Below are 13,213 nucleotides of genomic sequence, written 5' to 3'. Positions count from 1 at the left end.
CCTCAGAGATTCCACCGAAGCCCAAACTTAATGCTTCGTTTGCCGCCATTACACGACGTGTGCGTTCGTCCAATAGCGGCCAGACAGAACGAAACTTTTCTTTCAAATCAGGTAGGGTGCTCATGCAAAAAAAGCATAGCACTGCAGCAAGTCAGTTGCTATCTTTATTTATTTACGCCGCCTAACGGTGGTGATTTGAAAACTTCAGGTGGATTTTTCCGCCATGAAACCCAGTTTGCACGAAATGACCAGCGCACGATTTTCAAGTTTTGGTCATCGTAGATTCAGAGAGATCGGGCTGCCTGAATTTGGCCCGGTTTGCAGTTCGTCATGGATACTGCAATCGCGCTTCAGCGCATTTCGGTGCGCGTAAATAACGATAAGGGGATGGGGGTAACCTTGAAATCTCGACGCTGTGAGCGTCAGCATGTTGTCTGTCCTTGATATAACGTCGCCCAGCGTCCCAGATCAGGCCATCCAGAGCGGCGGCTCGTCCATCAACGCGATTTGCTCACGCAATTCGAGAATCCGGTCCTGCCAGTAGCGTTGCGTGTTGAACCACGGAAATGCCGCCGGGAAGGCCGGATCATTCCAGCGCCGAGCCAGCCAGCCGGCATAATGAATAAGGCGCAGGGTGCGTAGTGCCTCGATAAGATGCAATTCTCGTGGATCAAAATTGTAGAAATCCTCGTAGCCGGCCAGCACATCGGCCAATTGGCGCACTTGATCCGCTCGCTCACCAGAGAGCAGCATCCACAGATCCTGTATGGCTGGCCCCATGCGTGCATCGTCAAAGTCGACAAAGAACGGCCCGCCACCTTCTACCCACAGAACATTGCCGGCATGGCAGTCACCGTGCAAGCGTAGCGTGGCGCATTTGCCTGCACGGTCGAAGCAGTTGCGAACACCATCGAGTACCTGATCGACGACGCCGAAATAGACGTTGGCCAGATCCGGAGGCAGGAATCTGCTCCGTTGAAGAAAATCCCTTGGCTCTTCACCGAAGCTCTGAATGTTTATTTCAGGGCGCTCGACAAAGGGCTTGAGTACACCCACTGCATGGATGCGGCCGATGAAGCGCCCCATCCATTCGAGGGTTTGTCCGCTATCGAATTCCGGCGCCCTGCCGCCCTGCCGTGAAAACACTGCAAAGCGCAGATCGCCATGAAGGTGCAAGGTCTGCCCGCCGATGACCATCGGAGCGATGACTGGCAACTCCCGCTCGGCCAACTCGGAGGAAAAATCATGTTCCTCAAGAATCGCCGCATCCGACCAGCGGCCAGCGCGGTAAAACTTGACGACCAGTGGCGCGCCCTCTTCCATGAACACCTGATAGACGCGGTTCTCGTAGCTGTTGAGCGCCAGCAGGCGTCCGTCCGGGCGAATGCCGACACTCTCAAGTGCATCAAGCATCGAATCGGGGGTCAGCGAGGCAAATGGCGTTGCGTTTGTGTCGGCAGGCTTCATGCGAACACGCAGGCGAGTAATATGCGGGTTTGAAAATATCTCGTATCCATTCGTGAAGAATACACTGGAACAGTCACCCGAACCGCTTGAGGTTTTCCAGGCCGCGTCGACTAAGTTAGAATTCGCTGTTTTGCCTGGACCTGAATAATTACTGTGGCCAACGCTGCGGTCAACTCTCATTGAATCTCCCATGGCTAAAAACTCGATCGAAGTCAGCGAAGCCGGCGGCGTGCGCTATTTGCATTTCAGCGTCGACTGGGTTCAAGGGGCCATGCGCATCCAGCGCCCTAATGCACTGGAACTTCCCTACACACGCGACATGATGGCTGGACTGCTGCTGCGCGAGGCACCCTGGCCGAAAACCGCCCTGCTGATCGGTCTCGGCGCCGGCTCTTTGGCGAAATTCATCTACCACAAGCTACCCGCTACCCTGATCACGGTCGTAGAAATCGACCCGCAGGTCGAAATCATTGCCCGCTTGCATTTCAGGTTGCCCCACGACCCAATGCGGCTACGCATCATCATCGCTGACGGCGCGCAATACATGCTGGAGGACGGCAAAAAGTTTGATTACATCCTGGTCGACGGTTTCGACAAGAACGGGCGCGCCGGAGTGCTCGATACCCTGCCCTTTTATCAGGCATGCCGCGCGCGGCTAACGGAGAACGGTCTGATGGCGGTCAATCTGCTCGGCCGCAGCCGCGGGTTTCAAGCCAGCACGGAACGTATCACCAAAGCATTTGATGGTCGCTCGCTGGTTTTTCCTTCATGCAGCAGCGGCAACATCATCGCCTTTGCCACTGACGGTGCAGCGGTTGACTTATCCCTTGATGACCTGATCGCTCGTGCAAACCATTTCAACAAGGAAACCGGCCTCAATCTGACACCCACAATTCCAAGGCTTCAAACCACCGGAACGTTAGTGCAGGAGCGGCTGCTTATCTGATAGTGGCAAAACTGTTTTAGGCACCGGCCAGCTCCAGCACATGCGCCGCCATGGCCTGCACGATACTCTCCGCTTCGCCAACCGTGCCAGCCAGTTCAAAACACACCTGGGGATGGAGATGGCGTAGCTCTTCGATCAACAACGGCACATCACGCTTGAGATGGCCGCCTTGCGCGATGAACATCGGAATTACGACGATACGCTTGAACCCCTCGGACACCAGTGACTCGACACTGTCACGCAGATTCGGGGGCATGAATTCCAGGAAGGCGAGTTCGACACGCAGGCCAGGCGCCTGAGCGCGCACCGCCGTGCAAACACGTTGCATTGGCGACGCCCATTCGGGATCTCGGGCGCCGTGCGCAAAGAGGACAAGGACTGTTTTTGACATGAGTTCCGCTTTATTACGCTGTAGCGTCGCTTGCACCATCCACTGGTGCAAGTATTTTTGTCAGTAACACCTTATCAACGCGGTTTTTGTCCATATCAACCACCTCAAAACGACAACCGGCGACCTCGAACTGATCCGTTTCGACAGGAATCCGGCCGAGCACGTACATCACCAGGCCGCCCAGGGTGTTGAATGCGTTTTCATCTTCGCCCGGTAGGTCAACTTCGATATCCATGACCGATTTAAGGCGCTCGATCGCCACACTGCCATCGACCAGCCACGAACCATCGGTTCTTTGAACGACATCCTGTTCTTCTGCAATGTCAGATGAAGGGAGTTCGCCGACGATCGAGGTAAGCACATCAGTGAGCGTAACGAGCCCCTGCAACTCACCGTACTCATCGACGATCAACGCACATTGCTGGCGTGCCTTGCGAAAACTCTCCAGCAGATGGGTCGTGGTTACACCTTCCGGCACATAGAGCGGCGGATGCAGGAAGCGCTCGACATCAAGTTTCTCACCAGCCAGCGCCATCTTGAGGAGGTCGGCAGTACGCAGTATGCCGACAATATGCTCCAGTCCGTCACGACAAACGACGATACGCGTGTAGGGGCTTTCGGAAAGGCGGGTGCGAATCTCCGCTTCCGGTTCGTCAAGATCAAGCACGTAGATGTCGTTTCGATGCGTCATGATCGCACCGATGCGCTGCTCGTCAAGGCGCAGCACATTGGAAACGATGGCCTGCTCACTTTCGTGAAACACACCCGCCTCGGCGCCTTGCACCATCAGAACATTGATCTCGTCGTTGGTGACCGGCGGCTCTTCCCGACGACGCGCTCCAATCACCTGCAACAACAAGCTGGAAGAAGATGACAGCAGCCAGACCAGAGGCCGTGCAACGCGCGCCAAGACATTCATTGGCGTGGCAATCAGCGCCGCGATCGACTCCGGCGCCAGCAAACCCAGACGCTTTGGCACCAGTTCGCCAACCACGACTGAAAAATAAGTCAAGCCAACGACAACCAGGGTAAGCGCCAGCGCCCTCGCATACGGCTCAATCAGCACGAAGCCAGACAACCAGCCGGTCAAAGGATCGGCCAGCGCCCCCTCTCCGATGGCGCCACTAAGAATACCTACCGTCGTGATGCCAACCTGGACGGTGGAAAGGAACCCGGACGGCTCATTGCTAAGTTCCAGCGCCGACTGAGCACCGAGACTCCCGTCGTCCGCCAGTTTTTGCAGGCGTGACTTGCGTGAAGAAACCACGGCGATTTCCGACATCGCAAGAATGCCATTGATGAAAATCAGAAAAACAAGGAGCACTACTTCCATTTATGCATTCTTGAAAACGCGTTTGACAGACTGTTCAATCCTGCACCTTGCGGCTGAATGGCTCGTGGAAGCGCACTGGCTGGGCGCTCTTTTTCCGCAACCGCAGATTGAGCATTTCCACACCAAGAGAGAACGCCATGGCAAAGTAGATATAGCCCTTAGGCACATGGTGACCAAGACCGTCAGCGACGAGCGCAACGCCAACTACCATCAGAAAGGATAGGGCCAGCATCTTGATGGTCGGGTGATCCGAAACAAAACTGCCGATACTTTTTGCAAAGAGCATCATCAACCCGACCGACGCGATAACCGCCGCGATCATTACCAGGACATCACTAACCATGCCAACAGCCGTAATGATGGAGTCCAGAGAGAAAACGAGGTCGATCACAATGATCTGTAGAATGATGGCGGTGACAGTCACCTTGATCGCATTCACTTCCTTTTCCTCTTCGCCTTCGAGCAACTGGTGGATTTCCTGAGTGCTTTTCCAGAGCAAGAAAAGGCCTCCGCCAATCAGGATGAGATCGCGTGGGGAAACGGACTTGCTCAGCACGCTGAACAGGGGCTCGGTAGCGCCAACGATCCACGACAGGATAAGTAAAAGGCCGATTCGCATGAACATGGCAAAAAACAGGCCAACCAAGCGCGCCTTCTCTCGGTTCTGCGGCGGTAGGCGGTCGACCAGAATGGAGATGAAGATGATGTTATCGATACCCAGCACCAGTTCGAGAGCGGTTAGCGTGAAGAAGGCAATCCACACCTCGGGATTGGTCAGCAGGGACAACGTTTCCATTAAGTGCACCAAAGATTGAACTGCGGCAGAAGGGCCGCCTGATTCGAGGATTATACCAGCAGCCCATCTTCACTACCCAAATCGCAAAGTGCCGCAGGACAGTCGAAACCTAGCCAACTCTCAGGCCTGATCCTTCAACCGCAACAATGGCCTTGGCCTGATGGAAGTCATCGGCATAACCGCTGGCATAAAGGCAGCAGGCAAGCTGATTGGCGATAGGTGGCGGCAGTGCAGATTCACCTGAAAGAACACGTCGCATCCAGATTGCAGTGGTCTTGGCGTCACAGGTTTCGGGCAACTGCGGCAACCTCTTCAGGCTTTCGTGCTCGGCCTCGAAGAGGATGTCGCTGGCCCCATCACGCAGATGTTCAATACGCGGTCGTCGCTTGGGGTTGGCAAAAGGTTCTCCCTCTGTTCCACGGAGAAGCAACGCATTCGTGCCAACCGCACTCAGTACTTGGCGCATGGTATCGAGGTATTCGGGATGAGTGGCAGCGGCGAGCAACAAGCCCTCCCCATTGAATGGATCGAGCATCTTGACCAGACTATGCGCGCTGTTGCGCAGTCCGAGGCGGCTTCGCAGGGCAAGCTGATTTTTGAGACCGGGCGAGATGATGGAGAGCGGCACATAAACCAGTCCGCTTTCATCGAGCTGTTGCTGTGCCTGCAATTGGCTGATGCAAGGCATCAAGCCGAATTCACGAAAAATCTGCGCCGTTGTCACACGGCCATAGCCTTCGATCAGGCCATGAAGCACTACCGGGATGCCGAAACGTCGCAACAGCAGGGCCAGCAAAGGCGTGAGATTAACCCCCTTGCGCGCACCATTGTAGGTGGGAATAACTATTGGACGGATGCGTCCCGGCGGGCGGTGCAAGGCATACAGGCGATCATTTGATGCGGCCAGGAAGCCGAGCATCTCATCGATGGTTTCGCCTTTCAGACGCAAGGCAATGACGATGGCCCCCATTTCGAGATCTGGCACACCGCCGTCAAGCATGGCTCCGTATAGCTGTTGCGATTCTTCAAGAGACATGTCGCGGGCTCCTTCGCTGCCACGAGCAATCTCACGAATGAAATGTGCGTAATTCATCCTGAAAACCGCACTGCAAGGATGACAAAAGTGAATGAGCCTCGCAGGAAATCCCCCTGGGGTGCGGCTCTGCATTTCCTTGGGTCACCTTTGCGGTGAATAACTAACCTTTTCAGGCCCATGTCTTCCCCGCGTTTGTATTGACGTGGCGAACATGCGCTCCTAGATCGCCAAGAATTATGTTTTTCTCAACCTCGATCAGCAGATCGCAACCAACACTGCAGCAACAAGCAATCGATTTTATTAGCTTTGTCATGGATTCCGCTCCTGCGCTCAGTTATGCAACAGGTGTGCCATGCATAATAATCAATGACTTGCGGAATTTATGTCAGCCAGAAACCTGGGCTACGATTCATGTTGGTGCAGTCCTGAAGCTTGGTGCCTCAAGACTGGGCAGCATTATTTGATACGCTGCAATTTTGGACGCCCGGATGGCGGCGCAGGCGGCGGTTCGGGTTCGCTGCCCTGGTCACCGCCGTGCTTCGGCTCTTCGCCAACACCGACTGCTCCCTTGCCATCCGGCTCAAACGCCATGCCGGCACCATTTTCCTTGGCATAGATAGCCACCACATTGCCGATGGGCACTGATATGTCGCGCGCCACACCACCAAAGCGCGCCTGGAAAGTGATTGCGTCGTTGGCGATGTTCAGATGACCCGTCGCCTCGTACCCAACGTTCAGGACGATCTGCCCGTCCCGAACAAACTCGCGTGGCACACGCGCCCGTTCGTCAGCAATGACGGCGATATAGGGCGTAAAACCATTGTCGCTACACCATTCGTGAATGGCGCGAATCAGATAGGGCTTGGTCGATGGCAGTTCCACGTGCATTCCAGAACAAATCGATGGAACAACGGTGAGACGCTGGTTATGAAACCGAGCGTCCCGACAACATGTCGTCTCGCCTGCTTACCGACGCATGGCCTTTTCAGACGGTGTCAGTGCATCGATGAATCCCTGCCGGCTGAAAATCCGCTCGGCGTACTTCATCAAGGGCGCAGCAGACTTCGGCAATTCGATACCGTAGTGATCAAGACGCCAGAGGAGTGGTGCAATGGCCACGTCAAGCATCGAAAAATCTTCCCCCAGCATATGTTTCTGCTTGACGAATACCGGAGCCATTTCGGTGAGGCGCTCGCGGATGGTCTGACGAGCCTTGTCGGCTGTTTTGCCATTTTTCTCCAGCGCCTCGATGTACGAAAAAACTTCACGCTCCATCGTAATCAGAAGTTGCCGCGCACGCGCACGCATTATCGGATCAGCCGGCATCAGTTGTGGATGTGGAAATCGCTCGTCGATGTACTCGTTGATGATGTTTGGCTCGTACAGGATGAGATCACGCTCAACCAGAACCGGCACACGACCATACGGGTTGATCATGGCAATGTCTTCCGGTTTGGCAAAGAGATCGACATCGATTACCTGGAAATCCATGCCCTTTTCGTACAGGACAATGCGGCAACGCTGGCTGAACGGGCAGGTAGTGCCCGAATAGAGATTCATCATGATCAATACCCCAAAAAACGAACCGGCACCGCAGCGGCGAGGGCGCTGTTAAACGCTACGCCGGCGATGCCGTGGCCTGAAAACAGGCGGTTACTCAACTTTACTTGACGTCTTTCCAGTACTCCTTCTTCAGCTTGTAAGACACGCCAAAGAGGACGATCAGAAAAGCCAGAACGCCAAATCCCAACATTTTTCGGAAGCCAGCACCCGGTTCACCGGCCCAAACAAGAAAACCTACCAGATCGGTAATCTGCTTGTCGAACTCGGCTGGCGACAACTGTCCCGGGACAGAAAGTTCCAGTTTATGCGTTTCGTGATTCAGCACCTGCTGCCCCTGCAGTTCCCACAAGACATGCGGCATACCGACATTGGCAAAGACAGTGTTGTTCCAGCCGGTCGGGCGCTGATCATCCCGATAGAAGGAACGCAGATAGGTATAAACCCAGTCAGCGCCGCTACCATCCCCTGACGCACGAGCCCGTGCAACAAGCGACAGATCAGGCGGCTGCACACCGAACCACTGCTTCTGCTCAGCCGGACGGGCTGCAACGCGCATCGGCTCGCCGATCTTGTCGGCGGTAAACATCAGTGTGTCGCGAACCTGCTGATCGGTCAAACCAAGTTCCGTCAAACGGTTGTAACGCACGAAACTGACGCCGTGGCAGTTCAGGCAGTAGTTAACAAACACTTTGGCACCATTTTGCAGAGCCGCCTTGTCACCCTGTACGTCAGGTGCTTTATCAAGATGCAGCGCGGCCGCAGCAAATACCGTAACCGGTACAAACAGGAGCGCCAGCAGGAATTTCTTCATGATGTTCGCTTTCATTTGAAGGTCACCCTTTCCGGAACGGGTTTGCACTTGTCAATCTTCGAGTACCAGGGCATCAGCAGGAAGAAGCCAAAATAGATAAGACTACAAAGCTGCGAGACGAGTTGACCCACAGGAGACGGTGGCTGTGTTCCAAGGTAACCGAGTATCAGGAAGGCGATGACAAACGCAGTCAGGAAACCCTTGTAGATCGGGCCACGGTAACGGATCGACTTGGCCGGGCTCTTGTCAAGCCACGGCAGGAAGGCAATAACCACCACCGAAGCCCCCATTGCCACCACCCCCCAGAACTTCGCATCCAGCCCGAACAACGGCCACACCATGGAGCGCAGGATCGAGTAGGACGGTGTGAAATACCAAACCGGCGCAATGTGCAGCGGTGTCTTCAGCGGGTCAGCCGGGAAGAAATTATTGTATTCAAGGAAATAGCCACCGCCTTCGGGAGCGAAGAAGACGATGATCGAGAAGACCATCAGGAAAACAACAACGCCGACAATGTCCTTCACCGTGTAGTACGGATGGAAAGGAATGCCGTCGAGCGGATGACCTTGGGCATCCAGTTTGTCCTTGATCTCGACACCATCCGGATTGTTCGAACCGACTTCGTGCAGCGCCAGAATGTGGGCAGCAACAAGACCGAGGAGAACGAGCGGTACGGCGATTACGTGTAAGGAGAAGAAACGGTTCAGGGTCGCGTCACCAATGACGAAGTCGCCGCGAATCCAGAGCGAGAGCGGTTCGCCAATCAGCGGGATGGCCGAGAACAGATTCACGATTACCTGAGCGCCCCAGTACGACATCTGCCCCCAAGGCAAGAGGTAACCCATGAATGCTTCGGCCATAAGGCAGAGAAAGATCAGTGATCCAAAAACCCAGATCAATTCACGTGGCTTGCGATAAGAGCCGTAGAGCATGCCGCGGAACATGTGCAGATAAACGACGACAAAGAAGGCCGAGGCTCCGGTCGAGTGCATGTAGCGGATCAACCACCCCCACTGCACATCGCGCATGATGTATTCGACACTGGCAAAAGCGATCGGAATGCCGCTGGCGTTGAGCGATGCGTCGGGCTTGTAGAACATTACAAGGAAAATGCCGGTAACGATCTGCAGCACCAGCACCACCATGGCTAGCGAGCCGAAAAAGTACCAGAAATTGAAATTCTTCGGTGCGTAGTATTCCGACAGGTGGCCACGCCACATGGAAGTCACCGGGAATCGTGCGTCAGCCCATTCGAGCAGGTTGCCTTGCAGCGAACCGTCGGACTTGTACTTTTCGTAGTTGGTGTTAGAAGCCATTTCTTACGCCCCCTTCTTGTCTTCGCCGATCAGGATGCGGGTATCGGTGAGATACATGTGCGGCGGCACTTCAAGGTTAGTCGGAGCCGGCTTGCTCTTAAAAACACGGCCTGCGAAGTCGAAGTTTGAACCATGGCAAGGGCACAGAAAGCCGCCGAGCCAGTCGGCTCCCATGCCTTCTTCAGTACCCTTCTTGAATTTGGTAGACGGCGAGCAGCCGAGGTGTGTACAGATGCCGACGGCGACCAGAAGATTCGGCTTGATCGAGCGCGTCTCATTTTTGCAATAGTCGGGCTGCTGTTTGACCTCGGATTTCGGATCAGCCACAGCGTCATCAAGTTTTGGCAAAGAGTCCAGCATTTCCTGACTCCGGTTGAGAATCCATACCGGCTTGCCGCGCCACTCGACAGTGATCATCTGACCCGGATCTATGCTGCCAATATCAACTTCAACTGCTGCGCCTCCTGCTTTGGCTCGTTCGGAAGGGAGCATACTGGAAAGAAATGGCACCATTGCTGCCACTACCCCTACTCCACCGACAGCCGCAGTAGCGATAATCAACCGCCGCCTGCCGCAATCCATTTTGCCTTCTGTACTCATCGTGCTGACCCTCAGAACGAAATTGCCATTGGTAAAAACTAAAGGAGCGAACTATACGCTAATTTTTCCCAGTATTGAAGAGGAAAAACAATGCCAAACAACTAATTACCAACCGGTCTTCGCTCGCGAAAAGCCTGCGCCAGCGTTCCGGCATCGACGTACTCAAGCTCACCGCCAACGGGAACGCCACGCGCGATGCGGGAAACGCGGATGGCGCGGCTTTTGAGCATTTCCGTCAGGTAATGTGCGGTAACTTCGCCCTCATTTGTGAAATTGGTAGCAAGGATGACTTCCTGAACCAAGCCATCAGAGGCACGTGCCAGCAATTGCTCAAGTTGCAACTCTCGCGGCCCGATGCCATCGAGTGGCGAAACACGTCCCATCAGGACGTAATACAAGCCCGAATAGGCGTGCGTCTGCTCCATCATGTTCATATCGACCGGCGTTTCAACAACGCACAACAAACTTGCGTCGCGCTTACCCGACAGGCAACGCTCACAGACCTCGGCTTCAGTAAAGGTGTTGCAGCGCTGACAGTGACGGAGCGCAGCGAGTGCCAGTTGCAACGAATCGGCCAGACGCTGGGCACCTGACCGGTCACGCTGCATGAGGAAGTACGCCATACGCTGTGCCGATTTCGGACCAATCCCCGGCAAGCAGCGCAGTGCCTCGATCAACGATTCGAGGCTGGACGGCGTCGTCATCAGAATGGCAATTTCATCCCGGCTGGCAAATTAAGTCCGGCAGTGAAGCCGGCCATGCGCTCCTGGGAAACCTGTTCGACACGCCGCATGGCGTCATTCAAGGCAGCCGCCACCAGATCCTCGAGCATCTCCTTGTCATCCATTACGGAGGCATCGATCGCCACGCGACGAACTTCGTGAGTGCAGGTCATCAGCACCTTGACCATGCCGGCACCTGACTGTCCCTCGACTTCAACCAGCGCGAGCTGCTCCTGTGCCTTCTTCATGTTTTCCTGCATTTGCTGAGCCTGTTTCATCAGGCCGGCGATTCCGCCTTTCATCATCTTGCTTACCTCAAATGGAATTAAACGGGTTTTATGGAAGATTCAATCAATGTTGCGTCAAACAGATCGATGACTTCGCGCACGAAGTCATCCTGCTCGACTGCCGCCACGGCAAGATCCTGCTTTTCATTCCGGCGACGCACGGCGACGGCGGCGGGTGTATCACCTACGGTTTCATGCAGATCGATTGTCAACTGCAACGGGCGACCAAAATACTCGGAGAGCGCCTGCTGAAGTTTGTCCTGCGCGGGCTTCATCTGCAAATGCCGATGCGCCGGCGAGAGACAGAGGACAACCTGCGTCCCATCGACACGTCCCAACTCGCAGTGCTGCCCGAGTTCACGCGCCATGCCGCCAAGCTTGAGTGCGGTCAGAATATCGTGCCAGTCGCCACGACCATGAGAAGCACCAGGCGAGACAGCCACCCCCGCCACCGGTGTTTCATGCTGTACTGGTACGACATCTACTTCAGTTGGTTCAGTTCTCGCCACCGGGGTTATGGCTGGCGTTACGCTTTTTTGAATTGGTTGGGTATTTGCAAGACTCGCCGGGCGCTCCGTCGGACTTGCTTTCGTAAAAGTGGCAGGCGGGCGCGCCACGACCGCATCACCGGCCACCGCCGGACGGAAAGTAAAAAGACGCAACAGCGTCATGACGAAACCAGCCTGCTCGTCGGGAGCCAGAGGCAGTTCCTTGCGTCCATGTACGGCAATCTGGTAGGCCAGTTGCACGAATTCCGGATCAAGCCGCGTCGCCAACTCCAGAATACGCGCACGCTCAGGCAGATCGTCAGCCACCGCCTGCGGTGCCAGTTGCGCGACTTGCAGACGGGTGAACAGGCTGGCCATTTCCTGCAGTGCCGCATCAAACGAAAGGCTGCGCGTGGCCATATCCTCGGCGACTTGCAGCATGCCGGCGGCGTCACCGGCCAGCAGGGCATCGAGTATCGAAAACAGGTAATCAAGATCGACGGTACCGAGCATGTCGCGCACCTGCGCTTCCTCGACCTTGCCGGCGCCGTGGGCAATCGCCTGATCGAGCAGCGAAAGCGCATCGCGCATGCTGCCGGCAGCCGAACGCGAGAGCAGGGCCAAGGCAGCGGGCTCGGCGCTGATCGCCTCGACGCCGAGAATATGCTTGAGATGGCCGGCGATCAGTTGCGGCGTCATCTGCTTGAGGTTGAACTGCAAACAGCGCGACAGCACCGTGACCGGGATTTTCTGCGGATCGGTCGTTGCCAGGATGAATTTTACGTGTTCCGGCGGCTCTTCCAGCGTCTTCAGCATGGCGTTGAAAGCTGAATTCGAGAGCATGTGCACTTCGTCGATGACGTACACCTTGAAGCGGCCACGCGTCGGCGCATAGACAGCGTTTTCGAGAAGCTGCCGCATTTCATCGACCTTGGTATTGGTCGCTGCGTCGACTTCGAGCAGATCGACGAAGCGACCCGAATCGATTTCGGTACACGCCGAACATACGCCACACGGGGTCGCAGTAACCCCCGTCTCGCAATTGAGCGACTTGGCGAGGATTCTTGCCAGCGTGGTTTTCCCGACACCGCGCGTGCCGGTGAACAGATAGGCGTGATGCAGACGCTGTTCGGTCAAGGCATGGGTCAAGGCCCGAACAACGTGTTCCTGCCCGACCAGGCTCTCAAATGATTTCGGCCGCCACTTGCGCGCCAGTACTTGGTAAGTCATAGGCGGATTTTACTCTGGATTCTCGATCTGGAATGCGATGGGAAATGTTTCAGGAAGGTGCGTCACGCATGAAGGTCGCGCGTCACCTGGCGATGCCTCAGACCCTTGGCATAAACATGCCGTGCACGCAAACGCGGATCGGTGACGATCTCGCCGAATGTTTCACCGAGTACCAGCATTGACGCATGAACACCTCGGCAAACCCCGATGACATATTTTTGCTCCGC

General features: G+C 55.5%; 14 protein-coding genes. 1 reads left to right on the top strand and 13 read right to left on the bottom strand.

Annotation, left to right across the window (positions count from 1 at the left end; translation table 11 throughout):
• Positions 1–468: 468 nt before the first annotated feature.
• On the bottom strand, positions 469–1,467 hold the full coding sequence (locus ACOYNV_RS21300) for a serine/threonine protein kinase (RefSeq protein ID WP_422901818.1): 999 nt from the start codon (positions 1,465–1,467) through the stop codon (positions 469–471).
• Positions 1,468–1,657: 190 nt separating this feature from the next.
• Here ACOYNV_RS21300 and ACOYNV_RS21295 point away from each other — a divergent pair, with 190 nt between their 5' ends.
• The gene (locus ACOYNV_RS21295; protein ID WP_422901817.1) at positions 1,658–2,413 is read left to right on the top strand and encodes a fused MFS/spermidine synthase; all 756 of its coding nucleotides are present in this window, start codon (positions 1,658–1,660) and stop codon (positions 2,411–2,413) included.
• 16 nt (positions 2,414–2,429) lie between these two features.
• Here ACOYNV_RS21295 and ACOYNV_RS21290 read toward each other — a convergent pair whose 3' ends face one another.
• From ACOYNV_RS21290 to dnaX, 12 genes are all read right to left on the bottom strand, one after another.
• Positions 2,430–2,804, bottom strand: coding sequence for a sirohydrochlorin chelatase (locus tag ACOYNV_RS21290; protein ID WP_422901816.1), 375 nt, complete (start codon positions 2,802–2,804; stop codon positions 2,430–2,432).
• 13 nt (positions 2,805–2,817) lie between these two features.
• Complete coding sequence (locus ACOYNV_RS21285) at positions 2,818–4,137, bottom strand: hemolysin family protein (RefSeq protein WP_422901815.1); 1,320 nt, start codon at positions 4,135–4,137, stop codon at positions 2,818–2,820.
• 34 nt (positions 4,138–4,171) lie between these two features.
• On the bottom strand, positions 4,172–4,933 hold the full coding sequence (locus ACOYNV_RS21280; RefSeq protein ID WP_422901814.1) for a TerC family protein: 762 nt from the start codon (positions 4,931–4,933) through the stop codon (positions 4,172–4,174).
• A gap of 109 nt (positions 4,934–5,042) precedes the next feature.
• The gene (gene ybiB, locus ACOYNV_RS21275) at positions 5,043–6,026 is read right to left on the bottom strand and encodes a DNA-binding protein YbiB (RefSeq protein ID WP_422901813.1); all 984 of its coding nucleotides are present in this window, start codon (positions 6,024–6,026) and stop codon (positions 5,043–5,045) included.
• Between the two features lie 399 nt (positions 6,027–6,425).
• Entirely contained in the window at positions 6,426–6,851 is a 426-nt protein-coding gene (locus tag ACOYNV_RS21270; protein ID WP_422901812.1) for a ClpXP protease specificity-enhancing factor, read from the bottom strand.
• Positions 6,852–6,935: 84 nt separating this feature from the next.
• Entirely contained in the window at positions 6,936–7,532 is a 597-nt protein-coding gene (locus tag ACOYNV_RS21265; protein WP_422901811.1) for a glutathione S-transferase N-terminal domain-containing protein, read from the bottom strand.
• 100 nt (positions 7,533–7,632) lie between these two features.
• Positions 7,633–8,358: a cytochrome c1 gene (locus tag ACOYNV_RS21260; RefSeq protein WP_422901810.1), complete on the bottom strand. Its 726-nt coding sequence runs from the start codon at positions 8,356–8,358 to the stop codon at positions 7,633–7,635.
• Positions 8,355–9,659 (bottom strand): cytochrome b, encoded by a 1,305-nt coding sequence (locus ACOYNV_RS21255; RefSeq protein WP_422901809.1) that lies wholly within the window; start codon positions 9,657–9,659, stop codon positions 8,355–8,357. Before ACOYNV_RS21255 ends, ACOYNV_RS21260 begins: the two co-directional genes overlap by 4 nt.
• A 3-nt stretch (positions 9,660–9,662) precedes the next feature.
• Positions 9,663–10,259 (bottom strand): ubiquinol-cytochrome c reductase iron-sulfur subunit, encoded by a 597-nt coding sequence (petA, locus tag ACOYNV_RS21250; protein WP_422901808.1) that lies wholly within the window; start codon positions 10,257–10,259, stop codon positions 9,663–9,665.
• A 101-nt stretch (positions 10,260–10,360) separates the two neighbouring features.
• Positions 10,361–10,963 carry a recombination mediator RecR gene (recR, locus tag ACOYNV_RS21245; RefSeq protein ID WP_422901807.1) on the bottom strand — a complete coding sequence of 201 codons (603 nt, stop codon included), beginning with the start codon at positions 10,961–10,963 and terminating at the stop codon, positions 10,361–10,363.
• Positions 10,963–11,283, bottom strand: a complete 321-nt coding sequence (locus ACOYNV_RS21240) for a YbaB/EbfC family nucleoid-associated protein (protein ID WP_422901819.1) — start codon at positions 11,281–11,283, stop codon at positions 10,963–10,965. Before ACOYNV_RS21240 ends, recR begins: the two co-directional genes overlap by 1 nt.
• A gap of 23 nt (positions 11,284–11,306) precedes the next feature.
• Complete coding sequence (dnaX, locus tag ACOYNV_RS21235) at positions 11,307–12,986, bottom strand: DNA polymerase III subunit gamma/tau (protein ID WP_422901806.1); 1,680 nt, start codon at positions 12,984–12,986, stop codon at positions 11,307–11,309.
• Positions 12,987–13,213 lie beyond the last annotated feature (227 nt).

This window comes from Propionivibrio sp. (assembly GCF_049316945.1).
GTDB lineage: Bacteria > Pseudomonadota > Gammaproteobacteria > Burkholderiales > Rhodocyclaceae > Propionivibrio.
The sequence above is the reverse complement of the archived record's forward strand: the minus strand, read 5'-3'. Positions and strand labels throughout refer to the sequence as shown.